19 protein-coding genes and 1 tRNA gene are annotated in these 19,131 nt (G+C 67.3%); 16 read left to right on the top strand and 4 right to left on the bottom strand.

The window, feature by feature from the left end; genetic code table 11:
- Positions 1 to 2 precede the first annotated feature (2 nt).
- A complete protein-coding gene (locus AC5P8R_RS05020; protein WP_014647883.1) occupies positions 3 to 704 on the top strand; it encodes a hypothetical protein in 702 nt (233 codons plus the stop codon).
- A 44-nt stretch (positions 705 to 748) separates the two neighbouring features.
- A complete protein-coding gene (locus AC5P8R_RS05015) occupies positions 749 to 1,858 on the top strand; it encodes a toxic anion resistance protein (RefSeq protein ID WP_014647882.1) in 1,110 nt (369 codons plus the stop codon).
- 115 nt (positions 1,859 to 1,973) lie between these two features.
- On the opposite strand, the gene AC5P8R_RS05010 is transcribed toward AC5P8R_RS05015, so the two are convergent.
- Positions 1,974 to 2,861, bottom strand: coding sequence for a LysR family transcriptional regulator (locus AC5P8R_RS05010; RefSeq protein ID WP_032957497.1), 888 nt, complete (start codon positions 2,859 to 2,861; stop codon positions 1,974 to 1,976).
- Between the two features lie 97 nt (positions 2,862 to 2,958).
- Here AC5P8R_RS05010 and trpB point away from each other — a divergent pair, with 97 nt between their 5' ends.
- From trpB to glmM, 5 genes are all read left to right on the top strand, one after another.
- A complete protein-coding gene (gene trpB, locus AC5P8R_RS05005; RefSeq protein ID WP_032957499.1) occupies positions 2,959 to 4,176 on the top strand; it encodes a tryptophan synthase subunit beta in 1,218 nt (405 codons plus the stop codon).
- Complete coding sequence (locus AC5P8R_RS05000) at positions 4,173 to 4,853, top strand: hypothetical protein (protein WP_014647879.1); 681 nt, start codon at positions 4,173 to 4,175, stop codon at positions 4,851 to 4,853. Before trpB ends, AC5P8R_RS05000 begins: the two co-directional genes overlap by 4 nt.
- Before the next feature lies 1 nt (position 4,854).
- Positions 4,855 to 5,664: a tryptophan synthase subunit alpha gene (trpA, locus tag AC5P8R_RS04995; protein WP_046431828.1), complete on the top strand. Its 810-nt coding sequence runs from the start codon at positions 4,855 to 4,857 to the stop codon at positions 5,662 to 5,664.
- Between the two features lie 261 nt (positions 5,665 to 5,925).
- Positions 5,926 to 6,801, top strand: a complete 876-nt coding sequence (gene accD / locus AC5P8R_RS04990) for an acetyl-CoA carboxylase, carboxyltransferase subunit beta (protein ID WP_005410473.1) — start codon at positions 5,926 to 5,928, stop codon at positions 6,799 to 6,801.
- On the top strand, positions 6,801 to 8,162 hold the full coding sequence (gene glmM / locus AC5P8R_RS04985; RefSeq protein WP_046431825.1) for a phosphoglucosamine mutase: 1,362 nt from the start codon (positions 6,801 to 6,803) through the stop codon (positions 8,160 to 8,162). The genes accD and glmM overlap by 1 nt, the downstream gene beginning before the upstream one ends.
- A gap of 78 nt (positions 8,163 to 8,240) precedes the next feature.
- Here glmM and AC5P8R_RS04980 read toward each other — a convergent pair whose 3' ends face one another.
- Genes AC5P8R_RS04980 through AC5P8R_RS04970 form a run of 3 tightly spaced genes read right to left on the bottom strand, consistent with a single transcriptional unit; the run spans position 8,241 to position 12,134 of the window.
- Positions 8,241 to 9,098 (bottom strand): polysaccharide deacetylase family protein, encoded by an 858-nt coding sequence (locus AC5P8R_RS04980; RefSeq protein WP_046431824.1) that lies wholly within the window; start codon positions 9,096 to 9,098, stop codon positions 8,241 to 8,243.
- The gene (locus AC5P8R_RS04975; RefSeq protein ID WP_495223048.1) at positions 9,091 to 10,236 is read right to left on the bottom strand and encodes a glycosyltransferase family 4 protein; all 1,146 of its coding nucleotides are present in this window, start codon (positions 10,234 to 10,236) and stop codon (positions 9,091 to 9,093) included. Before AC5P8R_RS04975 ends, AC5P8R_RS04980 begins: the two co-directional genes overlap by 8 nt.
- A gap of 20 nt (positions 10,237 to 10,256) precedes the next feature.
- Complete coding sequence (locus AC5P8R_RS04970; protein WP_495223047.1) at positions 10,257 to 12,134, bottom strand: DUF3413 domain-containing protein; 1,878 nt, start codon at positions 12,132 to 12,134, stop codon at positions 10,257 to 10,259.
- A 194-nt stretch (positions 12,135 to 12,328) separates the two neighbouring features.
- Here AC5P8R_RS04970 and AC5P8R_RS04965 point away from each other — a divergent pair, with 194 nt between their 5' ends.
- The 9 genes from AC5P8R_RS04965 (at position 12,329) to nuoE (ending at position 19,130) form a co-directional block, all read left to right on the top strand.
- Positions 12,329 to 13,264 (top strand): isopenicillin N synthase family dioxygenase, encoded by a 936-nt coding sequence (locus AC5P8R_RS04965; protein ID WP_032956201.1) that lies wholly within the window; start codon positions 12,329 to 12,331, stop codon positions 13,262 to 13,264.
- Positions 13,265 to 14,044: 780 nt separating this feature from the next.
- A complete protein-coding gene (gene tpiA / locus AC5P8R_RS04960) occupies positions 14,045 to 14,800 on the top strand; it encodes a triose-phosphate isomerase (protein WP_014647872.1) in 756 nt (251 codons plus the stop codon).
- A gap of 31 nt (positions 14,801 to 14,831) precedes the next feature.
- Positions 14,832 to 15,269: a preprotein translocase subunit SecG gene (gene secG, locus AC5P8R_RS04955; RefSeq protein ID WP_014647871.1), complete on the top strand. Its 438-nt coding sequence runs from the start codon at positions 14,832 to 14,834 to the stop codon at positions 15,267 to 15,269.
- A 51-nt stretch (positions 15,270 to 15,320) separates the two neighbouring features.
- A tRNA-Leu gene (locus AC5P8R_RS04950) sits at positions 15,321 to 15,405 on the top strand.
- 111 nt (positions 15,406 to 15,516) lie between these two features.
- Positions 15,517 to 15,873, top strand: a complete 357-nt coding sequence (locus AC5P8R_RS04945; protein ID WP_008265012.1) for an NADH-quinone oxidoreductase subunit A — start codon at positions 15,517 to 15,519, stop codon at positions 15,871 to 15,873.
- Positions 15,864 to 16,418, top strand: a complete 555-nt coding sequence (locus AC5P8R_RS04940; RefSeq protein ID WP_005417936.1) for a NuoB/complex I 20 kDa subunit family protein — start codon at positions 15,864 to 15,866, stop codon at positions 16,416 to 16,418. Before AC5P8R_RS04945 ends, AC5P8R_RS04940 begins: the two co-directional genes overlap by 10 nt.
- A 33-nt stretch (positions 16,419 to 16,451) precedes the next feature.
- Complete coding sequence (locus tag AC5P8R_RS04935) at positions 16,452 to 17,201, top strand: NADH-quinone oxidoreductase subunit C (RefSeq protein ID WP_014647869.1); 750 nt, start codon at positions 16,452 to 16,454, stop codon at positions 17,199 to 17,201.
- The gene (locus AC5P8R_RS04930; RefSeq protein ID WP_014647868.1) at positions 17,198 to 18,505 is read left to right on the top strand and encodes an NADH-quinone oxidoreductase subunit D; all 1,308 of its coding nucleotides are present in this window, start codon (positions 17,198 to 17,200) and stop codon (positions 18,503 to 18,505) included. The genes AC5P8R_RS04935 and AC5P8R_RS04930 overlap by 4 nt, the downstream gene beginning before the upstream one ends.
- Before the next feature lie 97 nt (positions 18,506 to 18,602).
- A complete protein-coding gene (gene nuoE / locus AC5P8R_RS04925) occupies positions 18,603 to 19,130 on the top strand; it encodes an NADH-quinone oxidoreductase subunit NuoE (RefSeq protein WP_014647867.1) in 528 nt (175 codons plus the stop codon).
- The last annotated feature ends 1 nt before the right edge of the window (position 19,131 follow it).

Genomic DNA, 19,131 nt, shown 5'->3' with positions numbered 1-19,131 from the left:
CCATGCAGGCGCCACTGCCGCCACCGAGCTTGCCGGACACGGCCGATGTCGCCGCGCTGGCCGACTATGGTGCGCCGTTGCTGCAGGCGCTGGCGCGGCGCGAAACACCGTTGCCGCCGGGCGCGGGCGCAGGGCTGGTGGCCGCACTGGCACGCATCGCGCTGGCCCTGCAGGCCGATAACCCGGCGCAGATCCGGCAGCAGGCGGGCTGGTGGGGCCGCCTGCTGGGGCGCGATGTCGATCGCGAGGCGGAAGGACGTGCGCTGCAGTCGCAGCTGGGCGTGCTGGCCCTGCAGGCGCGCGAGCAGGCCCAGCAGCTGCAGCAGCAGCTGCAGCTGCGGGCCATGGCCATCGCCGGACATTCAGCGGCGGCCGCAGCGCTGGACGCCTGGGTCGAGCTGGCAGCGGTGCGGCTGGCGTCGCTGGATACCGCCGGCCAGGCCGCGCTGTCGCAACGGCTCGATCACCTGCGCCGGCTGGCCACGCTGCGCCGTCTCGAGGCCGGCCAGTGGCAGCTCCTGCAGGACCAGGACAACGTGCTGCTGCAACGCTTCGCGCGCATCCATGACGTCCTGTTGCCAGCCTGGCGGCAGGCCGCCGCGGCGGGCCAGGCCGCGGCCGGCGCCACATTGGCGGCGAAGGCCGCCACGCTGCACGCACAGATCGATGACGAGGTCGCGGCGGCTCAGGCTAGACTGCCTTGAGCCGGCCGCCGCTGCCGCTTACCCAACTGCAAGGAGACTGCCCGATGACCCAGGACAGCCAGACCCCCGGTGCCCTCGTGCCCGGCACGACTACCGCCGTTCCGCTCGATGAAGGCGCATTGCAGGCGCTTGGCCTGGTCCGCGAGGATCTGCCGCGCATCGCCGAGATCCGTCTGGAGCTGGATGACCTGCGCCCGGGCAACCTGCAGGTCTTCGGTCGCGAAGCGGCCACGCGCACCGCTGCGTTTTCCAGCCAGTTGCTGGACCAGGTGCGCAATCGTGACCTCGATGCCAGCGGCGAGAAACTGGGCGAAGTGGTGCGCATCGCACGCAGCCTGAAGCTGGACGGCTTCGCGCAGCGGTCGAAGGTGCCGGTGATCGGTGGCCTGATCGACCGCCTGCGCGTATCCAAGGGCGAGCTGGTGCAGAAGTTCAGCGACACCAATGCGCAGATCGAGCAGCTGCTGGGTGATGTCGGTGTGCAGCAGGCGTTGATGGGCAAGCGCGTGGGCGAGTTCGACCGCATGCATGACATCGTCCGCGAAGAACGCCATGCGCTGGGCCTGTATGCTGCGGCCGGCAAGCAGCGCCTGGCCGAACTGCAGGCCGAGCAGCAGGCCGGGCAGGGCAGTGAGGATCCGCAGCAGCGCATCCGCCAGAGCGAAGTCGACAACGCGATCCGCCTCCTCGAAAAGCGCGTGTCCGACCTGCAGCTGATGCAGCATGCGGCCGACCAGTCGCTGCCGATGATCCGCCTGATCCAGGCCAACGCGCTGCAGCTGATCGAGAAGTTCAACACGGTGCGCGAGATCACCATCCCGTCGTGGAAGCGCCAGTTCGCCATCCAGCTTTCGCTGGGTGAGCAGAAGGCCGCGGTCGAGCTGTCCACCGCCATCGACGATGCCACCAACGAGCTGATGCGCCGCAACGCCGACCTGCTGCGCCAGGCCTCGGTGGATACCGCGCGCAGCAACCAGCGCGGCGTGATCGACGTGGCCACGCTGCGCCACGTGCACGACCAGTTGATCGCCACGGTCGAGGAAGTGCGCAGCATCCATCGCGAAGGAATGCAGCAGCGGCAGCAGGCCGAAGTCGAGCTGTCGCGCCTGCGCGAAGACCTGCAGCAGCGACTGGCCACCCCGACTGCCAGCTGAAAAAAGGGGACGGAGGGGATTAAGTCGTTTGTGCCACTTGCGACTTAATCCCCTCCGTCCCCTTTTTGTTGTCTGTGCCACTTGCGACTTAATTCCCTCCGTCCCCTTTTTGTTGTCAGCGCAGTTGCTGGCCCAGCCAGTCGGCCAGCGCATCCACGCGCCCATCTGCCGGTCCATCCGGTCGCGCCAGCACCCAGAAGCCACCGGTGGCGGCAAACCCCCACGGCGCGACCAGTCGCCCGGCGGCCAGGTCCTCGGCCACCAGTGGCTCGGGTGCGATCGCCGGGCCCAGCCCGGCCACCGCTGCCTCCAGCAGGTAGTACAGGTGTTCGAAGGCAGTACCCAGCTGCAGCTTCGAGGTGTCCAGATCGTGCGCTTGCGCCCACGCCGGCCATGCCTGCGGCCGTGAGCTGGTGTGCAGCAGCGTCTCCTGCAGCAGCGCCGAAGGCGGCACATGCCGCAGTCGCTGCGCGGCCGGATGCGAGGGGGCCACCACCACGCCGACCCGTTCCGGCGCCAGCTCACGCACCTGCCAGCCCCGGGGCCACGGCCCCTGCGCCAGCAGCAGCACCGCGTCCAGTGCGGCCTGCGCCTCGGTGAAGCTGCCATCCAGCGCCGACCACTGCAGGCGTACGCCGGGCAGGGCGGCCTGCAGTGCGGGCAGGCGCGGAATCATCCAGCGCGCCAGCACGCTGCCGCTGCAGCCCAGCACCAGCGCCGGGGCCGCCGTCGGCCGGCGCAGTTCGCGCACGCAGTCTTCGATGCCGCTGAAGGCCTCGCTGCACGCTGCCTGCAGGCGCGTGCCCGCAGCGGTCAGGCGCAGGCCGCGACCGGCCCGCTGGAACAGCGCCAGGCCGAGGTGGTCTTCCAGCAGCTTCAGCTGGCGGCTGACCGCGCCGTGGGTCACGTGCAGGTCCTGCGCGGCGCGGCCAACCCCGCCCAGGCGGGCGGTGGCCTCGAACGCGCGCAGCGCATTGAGCGGTGGCAACAGCGAACGGCTCATGTGAGATTTCCTGACGGTATATGCCAGATAATATCCATTTTCCGGTCACGACCCGTGCGCTAGAGTATCCACCTGTCTCGAACCAGCGGTCGCTTCCATGTCTGCCTCCCCCATTGCCGACTACCACGCCTTCCCGGATGCCCAGGGCCATTTCGGCCGCTACGGCGGCAGCTTCGTTGCCGAAACCCTGGTCGGCCCGCTGCAGGAACTCGCCCAGGCCTATGACCAGGCCCGCCAGGATCCGGCCTTCCAGGCCGCCTACGACCGCGACCTGGCCCACTACGTGGGCCGGCCGAGCCCGATCTACCACGCCCAGCGGCTGAGCGACCATGTCGGCGGCGCGCAGATCCTGCTCAAGCGCGAAGACCTGAACCACACCGGCGCGCACAAGATCAACAACACCATCGGCCAGGCGCTGCTGGCGGCGCGGATGGGCAAGAAGCGCATCATCGCCGAGACCGGTGCCGGCCAGCACGGCGTGGCCAGCGCCACGGTTGCCGCGCGGTTGGGCCTGGAATGCGTGGTGTACATGGGCGCCACCGACATCGAGCGGCAGAAGATCAACGTCTACCGCATGAAGCTGCTCGGCGCGACGGTGGTGCCGGTCACCTCCGGTTCGGCCACCTTGAAGGACGCGCTCAACGAAGCGATGCGCGACTGGGTGACCAATGTGCAGGACACCTTCTACATCATCGGTACGGTCGCCGGTCCGGATCCCTACCCGCGCATGGTGCGCGACTTCAACGCCATCGTCGGCCGCGAGGCACGCGAGCAGATGCTGGCCGAGTACGGCCGCCTGCCCGATGCGATCACTGCCTGCGTCGGCGGCGGCAGCAATGCCATCGGCCTGTTCCATGCCTTCCTCAACGACCGCCAGGTCGAGATCGTCGGCGCCGAGGCCGCAGGTGATGGCATCAGCACCGGTCGCCATGCTGCATCGATCGCCGCCGGTCGCCCGGGCGTGCTGCATGGCAACCGCACCTATGTACTGTGCGACGACGACGGCCAGATCATCGAGACCCATTCGGTGTCGGCCGGCCTGGACTATCCGGGCGTCGGCCCCGAACACGCATTCCTGGCCGATACCGGCCGCGCGCGCTACCTCGGCATCACCGATGACGAAGCACTGCAGGCCTTCCACCTGCTGGCGCATACCGAGGGCATCCTGCCGGCGCTGGAGTCCAGCCATGCGCTGGCGCAGGCGATCAAGCTGGCGCGTGAGCGTCCGCGTGACCAGATCGTGCTGTGCAATCTGTCCGGCCGTGGCGACAAGGATGTGCATACCATCGCCGCGCGCGAAGGGCTGGTGCTGTGAGCGCGCTGCTGCGCAACAGTGGCGTGCTGCTGCTGGCGCTGGGGTTGGCCGCGTGCCAGCCGCCGGAGCCGCCGCTGCTGGCACCGGCCGCCAAGGCCACCACGCAGCCGGCACAGCAGGCGGCCGCGAATGATGACCTCGACCCGATGGCACGTGCGCCGATCGTCGATCCGCCGTCCACGGAAGATATGGACAGCGATGGCGCGCCTGCGGTGGTCTCGGTGGCGCTGGACCATGCCGGCGAGGTGCTGATCGGCCAGCACATGAGCGATCTGAAGGCACTCGGGCCGTGGACCGCGCAAGGGGCGGTCGAAGCCATCGGCGGCAGTTGCGAGTACTACGACGGCAAGGGGCTGCCGCCCGGCGTGTCGATGATGACCGATGAAGATCGCGTCGTCCGTTTCGATCTCGGCCTGGATCCGGACAGCGGGGCGCCGACCCAGCAGCCCGGTCCGTTCGGCCTGCGTGTCGGCATGACCCGCGCCCAGGCCATGGCCCAGTTCCCGAAGCCGCCGGTATCCAGCCCGCATGCCTACGACGGTGACCAGGGCGAGTACCTCACCTGGCAGGACCCGGGTTCGGACCTGGGTATCCGCGTGGAACTGTTTGAAGGGCGGGTCACCCAGATGTACTGGGGAACCAGCGATGCGATTGAACTGATTGAAGGATGTGCCTGAAATGTCCGTATCCCGACTCGATGCCTGTTTCCAGCGTCTGCGCGAACAGCAGCGCAAGGCGCTGATCCCCTTCGTCACGGCCGGTGATCCCTCGCTGGAGGCCACCGTGCCGGTCATGCACGCACTGGTCGACGCCGGCGCCGACGTGATTGAACTGGGCGTGCCGTTCTCCGACCCGATGGCCGATGGCCCGACCATCCAGCGCAGCTCCGAGCGCGCGCTGGCGCGCGGCGCCGGCAGCCGCTACGTCCTGCAGGCCGTGGCGCAGTTCCGCGAGCGCGATGCGCAGACCCCCGTGGTGCTGATGGGCTACCTGAACCCGGTGGAGATCCACGGTTACGCGGCCTTCGCCAAGGCCGCCGTCGACGCCGGCGTGGACGGCGTGCTGCTGGTCGACCTGCCGCCGGAAGAAGCGGGCGACGCCCAGCAGGCGTTCGACGCAGCCGGCCTTGCGCTGGTACTGCTGGCGTCGCCGACCACCAGCGAGGCGCGAGCCGACAAGCTGCTGGCGCTGGCCCGTGGCTATCTCTACTACGTCAGCTTTGCCGGTGTCACCGGCGCGTCCGAGCGCCTGGACAGCGATGCCGCCAGTGCCCGCCTGCAGGCGTTGCGCGCGCGTGCGTCGGTGCCGGTGGTGGCGGGCTTCGGCATCAAGGATGCCGCCAGTGCCGCGGCCATGGCCCGGCAGGCCGACGGCGTGGTGGTGGGCAGCGCGCTGGTGGCGGCGCTGGCCGAAGCGGGCTCGGCGGAAGAGGCCGCGCAGCACGCCCGGACCTTCCTCGCCCCGCTGCGGCAGGCGCTGGACGCGTAACGGTAGTGCCGGCCGCTGGCCGGCATCCTCCTGAGGGCTCGCGTGCAAGGGCTGCCGGCCAGCGGCCGGCACTACCCATCGGTCTGCACGCAAGGGCTGCCGGCCAGCGGCGGGCACCGCCCCAGCACCTAAACGTACGTCCCAGCATGGTTTTTTCCGGCTGCCCCGTGGCTGGCAAGGGGGTGCACGGGCGGGGAAAGCGGAGCTAGACTGTCCGCCTTTGCGGCCCCCGGGCCGCCCTGAACGGAAGTGTCCTCCCGCATGAGTTGGCTCAGCAAGTTGATGCCGTCCGGCATCCGCACCGACAACACCCCCAGCAAGAAGCGCAGTGTCCCCGAGGGCCTGTGGGAAAAGTGCAGCAACTGCGGCAGCGCGTTGTACCGTCCGGAACTGGAAGAGAACCTGGAAGTCTGCCCGAAGTGCGGCCATCACATGGCGATCCGTGCGCGTGCGCGCCTGGCCGCCCTGTTCGATGCCGACAGCACCACCGAGATCGGTGCGCGCCTGGGGCCGACCGACCTGCTCAAGTTCAAGGACCAGAAGAAGTACAGCGAGCGCATCAAGATCGCGCAGAAGAACACCGGCGAGTACGACGCGCTGATCGCCATGCGCGGCCTGCTCAAGGGCCGTGCGCTGGTGGCATCGTCGTTCGACTTCGCCTTCATGGGCGGCTCGATGGGCTCGGTGGTCGGCGAGCGTTTCGCACTGGCCGCGGAAACCGCGGTCGAGATCGGTGCGCCCTACGTGTGCTTCTCGCAGAGCGGTGGCGCCCGCATGCAGGAAGGCCTGTTCTCGCTGATGCAGATGGCCAAGACCTCGGCCGCGCTGGGCAAGCTGCGTGAAGCCGGCCTGCCGTACATCTCGGTGCTGACCCATCCGACCACCGGCGGCGTGTCGGCTTCCTTCGCGATGCTGGGTGACATCAACATCGCCGAGCCGCAGGCGCTGATCGGCTTCGCCGGCCCGCGCGTGATCGAGCAGACCGTGCGCGAGAAGCTGCCGGAAGGCTTCCAGCGCTCGGAATTCCTGCTGGAGCACGGCGCCATCGACCAGATCTGCGACCGTCGCGAAATGCGCGACCGCCTGTCCGATCTGCTGGCAATGCTGGGCCGTCAGCCGGCGCCGGAGGTGGCTTGATGGGAGGCCGCAAGTACTTCGGTACTGATGGCATCCGTGGACGGGTCGGCCAGGGCGTGATCTCGGCCGACTTCGTGCTGCGCCTGGGCAACGCCCTGGGCCGTGTCCTGGTCGACCAGCGCGGCCAGGACGGGCGCCGGCCGATCGTGGTGATCGGCAAGGACACCCGCATCTCCGGTTACATGTTCGAAGCGGCACTGGAAGCCGGCCTGGTCGCCGCCGGTGCGGACGTGCAGTTGCTGGGGCCGATGCCGACCCCGGCGGTGGCGTTCCTGACCCGTACGCTTGGCGTGGACGCTGGCATCGTCATCAGCGCCTCGCACAACCCGCACTACGACAACGGCATCAAGTTCTTCTCCGCCCAGGGCGAGAAGCTCGACGATGCCACCGAGCTGGCCCTGGAAGCGGCGCTGGACATCCCGTTCACCACCGCCGAATCGGAAAAGCTGGGCAAGGCGTCGCGTGCGCGCGAAGCGGTCGGCCGCTACATCGAGTTCTGCAAGGCCAGCGTGCCGCGCGCGTTCGACCTGCGTGGCGTGCGCCTGGTGCTGGACTGCGCGCACGGCGCCACCTACCAGATCGCGCCGCTGCTGTTCCGTGAACTGGGCGCCGAGGTGATCGGCATTGGTGCCGAGCCCAACGGCGTCAACATCAACGCCGGCGTGGGTTCCACCCACATCGACAACCTGGCGGCCAAGGTCCGCGAAACCCGCGCCGATCTCGGCATCGCCTTCGATGGGGATGGCGACCGCGTGCTGATGGCCGACGACCAGGGCAACCCGGTCGACGGCGATGACCTGCTGTATATCCTGGCCCGTGCATGGAAAGCCGAAGGCCGCCTGCGCGGCCCGGTGGTCGGTACGCTGATGAGCAACTACGGCATCGAGAAGGCATTTGCCGACCTGCAGATTCCGTTCGTGCGCAGCAATGTCGGCGATCGCTACGTGCACCAGGCGCTGATGGAAGGCGGCGGCGTGCTCGGCGGTGAAGCCTCCGGCCACCTGCTGTGCCTGGATCGGGCCACCACCGGCGACGGCATCGTCAGCGCGCTGCAGGTGCTGGTGGCATTGCGCAACAGCGGGCAGACCCTGCGCCAGGCGCTGGAAGGACTGGTGCGGGTGCCGCAGAAGACGGTCAACGTGCGGCTGGGCAATGTCTCGGCCAAGGCCACGGTGCAGGCCGGCAGCGTGCAGGCCGCGCTGGCTGTCGCGCAGCAGTCGGTGGCCGGCCGTGGCCGTGCGTTCCTGCGCCCGTCCGGTACCGAGCCGGTGGTGCGGGTCACGGTCGAGGCCGATGATGCGACGCTGATGCAGGACACGCTGGATCGACTGTCCGCGGCGGTACGTGAAGCCGCCGCCTGAGGCCGCTGCACATCCCCCCAACGAAAACGCCCCGGAATGCCGGGGCGTTTTCGTTGAAGGGGCAGGGCGGTGGGTTGCCTACGGCCCCGGCACCATCTTCTTCTGGCGTGCCTTGAAGCCATTGAACAGCGGTGCGATCAGCGGGTTGTAGCTCTGTGCGATGCGTTTTCGCAGCCAGCTGGCCGGGCGGTTGCGGATCGCGAAACGATAGATGCGCTCCGGGTCGCCGCCCACCACATTGCGTCCGAACGGGTGGGTGGTATGCAGGTAGCGGAAGCCGTGCTCGCGCGCCACCTCGATGTGGTCCTGGTCGAAATCGCCGTAGGGCCAGCACAGCGTATCGGACACCTCGCCAAGCTTGTCCTGCAGGACGTCGCGCGAGACTGCCAGGTCGTGGCTCAGGCCGGCACGGCGCTGTGCGCGGTCCAGGTCGTCGCGGCGCAGCCAGCGGGTGTGGGTATGGGTGTGGCAATGCACTTCGAAGGTGCCGGCGGCGATGGCCGCGCGCGCTTCGCTCCAGCGCATCATCACGTCGTCGCTGCGGTTCTGCTCGTAGATCGCCGCTTCGCAGCCGCGATGGTCCGGCGTGGCAGGCAACGTTGCCCCGGCAAGCCCGGCGTGGGGCCGCTCCGGGCCTTCGCCCATCCAGCCGGTGACCACGAACACCACCGCGTGCAAGCCGTACTTCTGCAGGATCGGGTGCGCATACACCCAGTTGTCCAGGTAGCCATCGTCGAAGGTGATCACGATCGACTTGCGCGGCACCGGCTTGCCGGCCAGGAAGCCGGCGTACTGGTCCAGTGTCAGCGACGTCCAGCCGTTGCCGGCCAGCCACGCGATCTGGCTTTCGAAATTCTCCGGTGACACGGTGATCATGCCCGGCGACGGACTGACGTGGTGGTGCATCAGCACCGGTACGGTTCGGGCATCAGCCATGTCCCAGCTCCTTCAGCCACTGGTGGTAATAGTGTTCGGTGGTCTCACCGTGGCCGTCGGGAGTGAACCGGTGCGCGCTGCGCATCCAGTCCCACCCGGCGCGGCCCATCTGCCGCCGCCGTTCCGGATCGTCCACCAGCAGGCGCAGGGCGCCTGTCAGGGCTGCATTGTCGCCCAGCCGGGTGAGGATCGCATTGCTGCCATCCACCACCATCTCCGGCACGCCACCCACCCGCGTGGCCACGATCGGCACCCCGACATAGGCGGCCTCCAGGAAGACGGTACCGGCCGCTTCCTTGTGCGATGCCAGCGCGAAGATGTCGAAGCCAGCCATCAGCCGGCATGCGCCATCGCGATAGCCGAGCAGATGGACCTGCTGCTGCAGCCCGTGCTCGTCGCGCAGCGCCTGCAGCCGGTCCATGACCGGCTGGCCATCGCCGACCACCACCAGGTGCAGGTTCGGGTGCGTCTTGCACAGCGGTACCATCGCCTGCAGCAGGTCGGCATGACCCTTGGGTTCGCGCAGCACCGCCACGCAACCGACCACGATGTCCTGTTCGCCGAAGCCGAGTTCGGCGCGCACGTCCGCGCGTACCTCCTGCAGGCATTGCCAGGGGTCGTCCTTGCGGATTTCGCTCCAGCGCGGCGGGACCGCGATGGGCGGCACGATACCGATGTGTTTGGCCGGAATGCCGCGCGCGGCCAGCAACTGCTTGACGAAGCTGCTGACGGTCAGCACCCGGTGCGGCAGGCCGGTATAGGTCAGCAGCGAGTTGACCGGGCTCATCAGGTGGCGCGAGCGCACCACCAGCGGCGTGCCGCCCAGGCGTGCACCGGCGGCGGCGATCAGTGCGTCACGGCGGCTGGTGGTGTTGACCACGTCATAGCGTTCGCGGCGCACCAGGCGCGAGACCGACCAGATGCCGCGCAGCAGGCGCAGCAGGCCACCCATGCGCAGGGTATGCACGGTGAAACCATCATCGCGTGCCAGCTGGGCCAGTCGCGCTTCGGGCTGGCACAGCAGCGCCACCTCGTGGCCACGCGCGCGCATCACCTGCATGTGGCGGAAGATGTAGATCTCCTGCCCGCCCATTCCCTTGGCGGCTTCAGTGTGCAGGATGCGCAGCGGACGGTTCATGCAGGATCGGTCCTTGAGGGTCAGCGGTTGCGGAAGCGGGTCAGCGCTTCCCATGCAGTGCGTACGGCGGCCGCATCGGGCGCCTGCTGTGGCAGCGGCCGGTAGCGCAGGTCCAGGGCGGTGGCGTTGCCGAACTTGTCGAACACATAGATGGCATCGCCATGGCGCACCGCGCGCTGCGACCAGCTTTCGACCACCAGCGCACGCGTGCCCTGCGGCCCGGCCAGCAGGTCCTGGCCGGTGCTGTAATCGGCCAGTGCGTTCTCGCAACCCAGTGCGTGGCGCATCAGTGTCGGCACCCAGTCTTCGTGCGAGCTGGTGCGTGCGTCGTGGCCAGCGGCCTTGCCCGGCCAATGCAGCACGAACGGGACCTGCAGCTGATAGTCGGAGAAGTTGCCGTTGTGGCCCCAGTAGTTCAGCTTGAGGTCGTTGAACTCTTCGGCATGGTCACCGGTGACCAGCACGATGGTGTCCTCGGCCAGGCCCTGTGCGCGCAGGTCGTCCAGCAGCGAGCCGATCAGGCTGTCGGCATAGTGCACGGCGGTGCGGTAGCGGTTGAGTTCCGGCGTCGGGTCATGCTCCGGGCCGAATTTGAGGAAATCGATATCGGCGGCCATCGGTGTGGCCACCGCCGGATAGCCCTCGGGCATGTGGTAGGGCGCATGGGTGGAGTCGAGGAACACGAAGCCGAACCACGGGCGCTGCGCGGCCTGGCTGGCGCGGATGTCCTGCTGCAGCGCACTGATGATCGCGCGGTCGCGGCCGTCTGACTTCAGCGCTGCCGGCCCCTGGTGCAGCTGGTCGCGGACATCGGCGAACACCGTGCGATCGAACTCCGGGCTGTACAACGGCGCACTGCCGTACAGGTGCAGGTCGTAGCCCTGCTGGCCCAGCACCTGGAACAGCTGCGAGCCACGCTGCTCGTCAAGCATGCTCGGCCAATAGCCGCCGGGCAGGCCGTAGAGCAGCCCGAACAGGCCGTAGCGGGTGGCATTGCCGGTGCTGAAATGGTGGTCGAAGACGCGCGCATCCTGCGCCAGCGTCGACGTGTTGGGCATCAGCTGCGGTGTCAGCACATCGTGGCGCAGCGACTCCAGTACCACCATCAGTACGTTGGGACGATGTGGGCTCTGGCAGCGCAGCGGATGCAGCGGGTACAGCAGCTGCGCATGGCGCGGGTCAGGCAGGCCGGCGTGCTGTTGGCTGACCACGCCCAGGCGCCGCATGAAGCTCTTGGCCGTGATCGGCTGCGCCCACGGCAGGTAGTTCCACTGCGCGATCACATCACGGTCGCCGCGGGCGTCGTAGTAGGCCGTGGCGACCTGGCCGCCGGCCATCAGCAGCGCGACCACCGCCCAGGCCTGCAGCACCCGTCGACGGCGCGGCGCGGCCGGCAGCAGTTTCCAGCACGCCCAGGCCAGCAGGCCCTCGGCGGTGAAGACCGCGGCAACCAGCAGGCCGACCTGCAGCCAGGTCTTCCAGGACAGGGCAACCTGGTCCTGCAGGGCGCCGCCGAACACCATGTTCACGACCATGGCATTGAGGTGGAAGCGGTACAGGGTGAAGACCTTGGCGTCGACCAGCAGCAGGCACAGCCACAGGCCCTGCAGCACGGCCGCGCTGATGCTCAGCGTACGCGCGCTGCGTGGCCACAGGCCCAGCAGCAGCGGCAGCAGGCCGGCCAGCGCACCGAACGCGAGCAGGTGGCCGGGCAGGGCGACCGCCAGATAGGCCAGGCCGGCGCCGCCGCCCGGATTGTCACGCAGCGGTACATTGCCCAGCGCAATCGCCGCGGCCAGTACCGCATTGCCGACGATGAACAGCGACCACCAGGCCAGCCGCCGCCAGCGCCGGGCGGAACCTTCAATGGCAGGGGCGGCAGGGGCAGCTGCGGGCATGGTGGGGCAGGTTCAGGGGGTGCAGGGGAGGGGCGGGGCCAACGTGACGGAAGCGTTGCTCCGCGCGCGGGTCGCGCATTGTATCGGTTTGTTTCCGTGTATCGAGTGGCGTCCCCCGGGCGATCTGTCACAATGTTCAGGCGGGCCATGAATGCGTTGGCCCCCTCAGACCCAACGACAAGCCAGGAACCGCTGTGAGCCAGATCCCCACCCTCGACATCACCCGTTTCGACAGCGACCGCGAGGCCTTCGTGGCCGAGCTGGGCGCGGCCTACCGCCAATGGGGATTCGCGGGCATCCGTAACCACGGCATCCCGCAGGCCGACATCGACGCGGCCTACGATGCCTTCAAGGCTTTCTTCGCCCTGCCGGAAGAGGTCAAGCGCAAGTACCACGTGGCCGGCAGCGGTGGCGCCCGCGGCTACACCCCGTTCGGCGTGGAAACCGCCAAGGGCTCCAAGCATTTCGACCTGAAGGAGTTCTGGCACATCGGCCGCGAGATCGCCGACGATTCCAAGTACCGGGACGTGATGGCGCCGAACCTGTGGCCGGCCGAGGTCGAAGGTTTCCGTGAGCGCGGTTACGGCCTGTATCAGGCGCTGGACAACCTGGGGTCGCGCGTGTTGTCCGCGTTGGCCCTGCACATTGGCCTGCCGGAAGACTTCTTCGCCGACAAGACCAACTTCGGCAACTCGATCCTGCGCCCGATCCACTACCCGCCGATCACCACTGACGACATCCCGAACGTGCGTGCCGGTGCCCATGGCGACATCAACTTCATCACCCTGCTGGTCGGCGCCAGTGCCGCAGGCCTGGAAGTGCAGTCGCATGACGGCGAGTGGGTGCCATTTACGTCAGATGCGGACACGATCGTGGTCAACATCGGCGACATGCTGCAGCGCCTGACCAACCACGTGTATCCGTCGACCATCCACCGCGTGGTCAACCCCCCGGGTGACCTGGCGCGCCAGCCGCGCTACTCGGTGCCGTTCTTCCTCCACCCGAACCCGGACTTCCTGATCGACGTGCTGCCCTCGTGCATCACCCCGGAGAACCCGAGCCGGTATCCGGAGGCGATCACCGCCCACGGCTTCCTCGAGGAACGCCTGCGCGAGATCAAGCTGAAGTAAAGAAAAGTGAGGCCGCCGAAAGGCGGCCTTTTTCTTTGCAGGGTTGCACCCTGCACCCGCGGTAGTGCCGGCCGCTGGCCGGCAAGTCCAAAGCCAAAGCGGCTCTGGGGTGTTCCGTGGGGAGGCGGGGAGGTGTCGGATGGCGGGGACGCCGTAAACCCATCCCTGGGGGCTTGGCCACGGCATCCACGCCGCGGACACCCCGCCATCCGACACCTCCCCGCCTCCGACAGTTTCCCGGTGACGGTTGGTGGGTGTCGACCTTGCTCGACACGGTAGATCCACGCCATGCGTGGATGAGATCTCTCGGATCGAAGTGGGGTAGGGGGTTGGTCCAGCCAGCATCAACCCGGAATGCAGCTTTTGTCTTTGCTCTTGCTCTTCTTTTTTCTTCCCGTGGCGGGCGGAACCGCCGGACTGTGTCAGAGGCCGGGCGGGTGGGGCTGCGCAGGGGCGTGAGCCGCATGGGCCCGAGGCATGCCTCGGGCGGGTTGGGCAGGACGCCCAATCCCGGTCTTGCCGTGTGCGCAGGACAGCGCACACGAGCAAGCGGCGATCGAGCTTACATGGACGTGCTTGCAGCGCCCCCTGCGCAGTCCCACCCGCCCGGCCAAGCCCCAGATCGAGCCGGGCTCTCCGCGACCAACCAAACCCCGCCCCCCCCTCCGCCACGAGGGGCTGCGCCGTTGGCTGAAAATCCATGTAACCGCTTACAAGGAAACGGATTTTTGCCGCAACGGGTATCATGACCGGCTGACTTCACACAGGAGCCACCCGCTCATGCGCCGCAAGATCGTCGCCGGAAACTGGAAGCTGCATGGCAGCCGTCAATTCGCCAATGAACTGCTGGGGCAGGTGGCCGCCGGGCTGCCGCTGGAGGGGGTGGACGTGGTGATCCTGCCGCCGCTGCCGTACCTGGGCGAGCTGGTCGAGGACTTCGGCGAGACCAGCCTGGCCTTCGGCGCGCAGGACGTGAGCAGCAACGAGAAGGGCGCCTATACCGGCGAGGTCTGCGCGGCCATGCTGGTCGAGGTCGGGGCCCGCTATGGCCTGGTCGGCCATTCCGAGCGCCGCCAGTATCACCATGAAAGCAGCGAGCTGGTCGCGCGCAAGTTCGCCGCCGCCCAGCATGCCGGCCTGGTGCCGGTGCTGTGCGTGGGCGAGACCCTGGAGCAGCGCGAGGCCGGACAGACCGAAGCGGTCATCGCCAGCCAGCTGGCGCCGGTGCTGGAACTGGTCGGCGCGGCCGGCTTTGCCAAGGCCGTGGTCGCCTACGAGCCGGTCTGGGCCATCGGTACCGGCCGTACCGCTACAAAGGAGCAGGCACAGCAGGTGCACGCGTTCATCCGTGGCGAAGTTGCGCGCTTCGATGCTAGAATTGCTGATTCACTGCCCATTGTTTACGGCGGTAGCGTGAAGCCCGACAATGCCGGGGAACTGTTCGCGCAGCCGGATGTCGATGGTGGGCTGGTCGGCGGCGCCTCCCTGGTGGCCGCGGACTTCCTGGCCATCGCACGGGCGGCGGCCGCGAACTAATCCTAGAAGTATTGTCCGAGGGCGGTTTCCAATGCTGATGTTGATCCTCAATGTCGTCTACGTGCTGGTCGCTGTGGCCATGATCGCGCTGATCCTGATGCAGCGTGGCTCGGGTGCGGCGGCGGGTTCGGGCTTTGGCGCCGGCGCCTCGGGCACGGTGTTCGGTGCGCGTGGCGCCTCGAACTTCCTGTCCAAGTCGACCAAGTGGCTGGCCGTCGTGTTCTTCGGCATCAGTCTTTTCATGGCCTGGTATGCCGGTCACGGCACCCGTCCGGCGGCCGACCAGGACCTGGGCCTGATGTCCGCCCCGGCGGCCAGCGCGCCGGCGGCTCCGGCGGGCGAACTGCCGGCCGTTCCGAAGGCCGATCCGGTCCCGGCCGCCCCGGTTCCGGCGGCGAATGTGCCGGCTCAGGCGGAATCTTCGGTTTCTGGTGAAGAAAAGCCTTCGGAAGGCTCCCAGAAACACTGAAGCCGGTTACAATACGCGGCGCATCGGGAAGATAGTCTGATGTGATCGTTTGCCCAGGTGGCGGAATTGGTAGACGCACTACCTTGAGGTGGTAGCGACGCAAGTCGTAGGGGTTCGAGTCCCCTCTTGGGCACCATTTGTAAGTAAAGCGGGTTCGTCTGGCGCGCAAGGCGCCAGGCAGGTTCCCGTCCACTCCCCCATGCCAAAGCGCCTGCAGGCGCGGCGGCAGAGGCAAGAGAGAATCGCTGTGCTGGCCGAATATTTGCCTTCTCTGCTGTTTCTGATCGTTGCCACCGGTATCGGCATTACGCTGATGCTGGTTGGTCGATTCCTCGGTCCCCGCCGCCCCGATCTGGAAAAGCTGTCGCCGTACGAGTGCGGCTTCGAGGCCTTCGAAGACGCGCGCATGAAGTTCGACGTGCGCTACTACCTGATCGCGATCCAGTTCATTGTCTTCGACCTGGAAATCATCTTCATCGTGCCGTGGACCCAGGTCTTCATGGAGCTGGGCGCCCGTTCGCTCATCACCATGGGCCTGTTCGTCGGCATGCTGTTCCTCGGTTTCATTTACGTCTGGAAGAAGGGAGCGCTGGAATGGGAGTGATTCAGACTCTCGATGGCCTCATGAACAACCCGTCGCCGGAAGGCCGGGTTGATGACATCCTGCGGCCGGAAGGCGACAACCCGCTGCTGGAAAAGGGCTTCGTCACCACCAGCGTCGACGCACTGCTGAACTGGGCGCGCACCGGCTCGATGTGGCCGATGACCTTCGGCCTGGCCTGCTGCGCGGTCGAGATGATGCACGCCGGCGCCGCGCGCCTGGACCTTGACCGTTACGGCGTGGTGTTCCGCCCGTCGCCGCGTCAGTCCGACGTGATGATCGTGGCCGGTACCCTGGTCAACAAGATGGCCCCGGCGCTGCGCAAGGTCTACGACCAGATGCCGGACCCGAAGTGGGTCATCTCGATGGGTAGCTGCGCCAACGGCGGTGGCTATTACCACTACTCCTATTCTGTCGTGCGCGGCTGTGATCGCGTGGTGCCGGTGGACGTCTACGTCCCGGGCTGCCCGCCGACCGCCGAGGCGCTGGTGTACGGGATCCTGCAGCTGCAGAAGAAGATCTGGCGTACACAGACCATCGCCCGCTGACCCCTTCACCTGACAAGAGCGCGCCAAGCCCCCATGGCAGAGCAAGCATCCTTCATCGACCGACTCTCCGCACGTTTCGCTGGTGCGAAGGTCATCGTGGTCGAACCCCGCGGCGAAGTGACGCTGGAAGTGCCTGCCGCCGAGTGGCACGCCACCGCCCTGGCGCTGCGTGACGAGTTTGGTTTCGAGCAGGCCGTGGATCTGTGCGGCGTCGACTACCTCGGTTATGGCTCCGACGAATGGGACACCGCCGACGTGTCCTCGCAGGGCTTCAGCCGTGGCGTCGAAGGCAAGGCCCAGGGCCGCTTCGCGTGGGGCGAGTTCCCCACCGAGGAAAACGGTGCCGACGGTGCCCGCCCGCAGCACATGCCGACCCAGCGTTTCGCCGTGGTCGCCCAGCTGCGCTCGTACCAGCACAACCTGATGATGCACCTGCGCTGCTTCGCCCCTGACGAAGCGCTGCCGGTGGTGTCCTCGCTGACCAGCGTGTGGCCGGGCCTGAACTGGTTCGAGCGCGAAGCGTTCGACCTGTACGGCGTGATCTTCGAAGGCCACCCGGACCTGCGCCGGATCCTGACCGACTACGGTTTCGTCGGCCATCCGTTCCGCAAGGACTTCCCGCTGATCGGCAATGTCGAAGTCCGCTACGACGAAGAAAAGAAGCGCGTGATCTACGAACCGGTCACCTCGGTGGAGCCGCGTGTCGGCGTGCCGCGCGTGATCCGTGACGACGCCCGTCTGCAGACCGCAGCCGGTGAGCGCGCGCAGGAGGCAGTGAAGTGAGCCACGTACACCAGGCCGGCGAAGCGTTCGCCAGCAACGCCGCCGAAAGCCGGCAGGAAATCCGCAACTACACCATGAACTTCGGCCCGCAGCATCCGGCCGCTCATGGTGTGCTGCGCCTGATCCTGGAAATGGACGGCGAAACCATCATGCGTGCCGACCCGCACGTGGGTCTGCTGCACCGTGGCACCGAGAAGCTGGCCGAGTCCAAGCCGTTCAACCAGTCGATCGGCTACATGGATCGCCTCGACTACGTGTCGATGATGTGCAACGAGCACGCCTACGTGCGCGCGATCGAGACCCTGATGGGCATCGAGGCGCCGGAGCGTGCGCAGTACATCCGCACCATGTACGACGAGATCACCCGCATCCTCAACCACCTGATGTGGCTGGGCTCCAACGCGCTCGACCTGGGTGCGATGGCCGTGATGCTGTATGCCTTCCGTGAGCGCGAAGAGCTGATGGACTGCTATGAAGCGGTCTCCGGCGCGCGCATGCACGCGGCGTACTACCGCCCGGGCGGTGTCTACCGCGACCTGCCGGACCACATGCCGAAGTACAAGGAATCGCGCTGGCACAAGGGCAAGGCGCTGAAGCAGCTCAATGCTTCACGCGAAGGCTCGCTGCTGGACTTCCTGGAGAACTTCACCGTCGAGTTCCCCAAGCGCGTCGACGAATACGAAACCCTGCTGACCGACAACCGCATCTGGAAGCAGCGTACCGTCGGCATCGGCGTGGTCACTCCGGAACTGGCGCACCAGTGGGGCATGACCGGCGTGATGCTGCGTGGCTCGGGCGTGGCCTGGGACCTGCGCAAGAAGCGCCCGTACGCCAAGTACGATGCTGTCGATTTCGACATCCCGCTGGGCAAGGAAGGCGACTGCTACGACCGCTACCTGGTCCGCGTCGCCGAAATGCGCGAATCCAACCGCATCATCAAGCAGTGCGTGGCGTGGCTGAAGGCCAACCCCGGCCCGGTCATGGTCAAGAACTTCAAGGTCGCTCCGCCCAAGCGCGAGGACATGAAGGACGACATGGAAGCGCTGATCCACCACTTCAAGCTGTTCAGCGAAGGCTATTGCGTACCGGCGGGTGAAACCTATGCGGCCGTGGAAGCGCCCAAGGGCGAATTCGGCTGCTACCTGGTCTCCGATGGCGCCAACAAGCCCTTCCGCGTGCACCTGCGCGCACCGGGCTTCGCCCACCTGTCCTCGATCGATTCGATCGTGCGCGGCCACATGCTGGCCGACGTGGTGGCGATGATCGGTACCTATGACCTGGTGTTCGGCGAGGTTGACCGGTAATGCCGTCCGCCACGCCAACGCCCGCTGCAGGCAGCCGGCGCAAGCCGGCGCCGCAGTTTCTGGAATTTCACGTTATGCATTTCGCTGAGGTCGGCCGATGAAGGCGACAGGTAATTTCGAGGCGGCGCGCGACGTCGACCCGATGGTGGTGCTGAGCGACAAGACCCGCGCTCACATCGATCACTGGCTGTCCAAGTTCCCGCCGGACCGCAAGCGCTCTGCCGTGCTGCAGGGCCTGCATGCGGCCCAGGAGCAGAACCAGGGCTGGCTGACCGACGAGCTGATCGCCGCCGTCGCCAAGTACCTCGACCTGCCGCCGGTGTGGGCCTACGAGGTCGCCAGCTTCTACTCGATGTTCGAGACCGAGAAGGTGGGTCGCAACAACGTGGCCATCTGCACCAACATCAGCTGCTGGCTCAATGGCGCCGAGGACATCGTCCGCCATTGCGAGAAGAAGCTGGGCATCAAGCACGGTGAATCGACCCCGGACGGCCGCGTCTACCTCAAGCGCGAGGAAGAGTGCCTGGCCGGTTGTGGCGGCGCGCCGATGATGGTCATCAACGGTCACTACCATGAGCGTCTGACCCTGGAAAAGGTCGACGAGCTGCTGGACGGGCTGGAGTAAG

Source organism: Stenotrophomonas sp. YJH_SMC_73 (assembly GCF_059370155.1).
Note: the sequence above shows the minus strand (reverse complement) of the source record. Positions and strands in the feature narration are given on the sequence as shown.

What these genes read in the sequence shown, in the direction of transcription:
- AC5P8R_RS05020 (WP_014647883.1), top strand. Translation starts at nt 3, where the DNA reads ATGCAGGCGCCACTGCCGCCACCGAGCTTGCCGGACACGGCCGATGTC.
- AC5P8R_RS05015 (WP_014647882.1), top strand. Translation starts at nt 749, where the DNA reads ATGACCCAGGACAGCCAGACCCCCGGTGCCCTCGTGCCCGGCACGACT.
- AC5P8R_RS05010 (WP_032957497.1), bottom strand. Translation starts at nt 2,861, where the DNA reads ATGAGCCGTTCGCTGTTGCCACCGCTCAATGCGCTGCGCGCGTTCGAG.
- trpB (WP_032957499.1), top strand. Translation starts at nt 2,959, where the DNA reads ATGTCTGCCTCCCCCATTGCCGACTACCACGCCTTCCCGGATGCCCAG.
- trpA (WP_046431828.1), top strand. Translation starts at nt 4,855, where the DNA reads ATGTCCGTATCCCGACTCGATGCCTGTTTCCAGCGTCTGCGCGAACAG.
- accD (WP_005410473.1), top strand. Translation starts at nt 5,926, where the DNA reads ATGAGTTGGCTCAGCAAGTTGATGCCGTCCGGCATCCGCACCGACAAC.
- glmM (WP_046431825.1), top strand. Translation starts at nt 6,801, where the DNA reads ATGGGAGGCCGCAAGTACTTCGGTACTGATGGCATCCGTGGACGGGTC.
- AC5P8R_RS04980 (WP_046431824.1), bottom strand. Translation starts at nt 9,098, where the DNA reads ATGGCTGATGCCCGAACCGTACCGGTGCTGATGCACCACCACGTCAGT.
- AC5P8R_RS04975 (WP_495223048.1), bottom strand. Translation starts at nt 10,236, where the DNA reads ATGAACCGTCCGCTGCGCATCCTGCACACTGAAGCCGCCAAGGGAATG.
- AC5P8R_RS04970 (WP_495223047.1), bottom strand. Translation starts at nt 12,134, where the DNA reads ATGCCCGCAGCTGCCCCTGCCGCCCCTGCCATTGAAGGTTCCGCCCGG.
- tpiA (WP_014647872.1), top strand. Translation starts at nt 14,045, where the DNA reads ATGCGCCGCAAGATCGTCGCCGGAAACTGGAAGCTGCATGGCAGCCGT.
- secG (WP_014647871.1), top strand. Translation starts at nt 14,832, where the DNA reads ATGCTGATGTTGATCCTCAATGTCGTCTACGTGCTGGTCGCTGTGGCC.
- AC5P8R_RS04940 (WP_005417936.1), top strand. Translation starts at nt 15,864, where the DNA reads ATGGGAGTGATTCAGACTCTCGATGGCCTCATGAACAACCCGTCGCCG.
- AC5P8R_RS04935 (WP_014647869.1), top strand. Translation starts at nt 16,452, where the DNA reads ATGGCAGAGCAAGCATCCTTCATCGACCGACTCTCCGCACGTTTCGCT.
- nuoE (WP_014647867.1), top strand. Translation starts at nt 18,603, where the DNA reads ATGAAGGCGACAGGTAATTTCGAGGCGGCGCGCGACGTCGACCCGATG.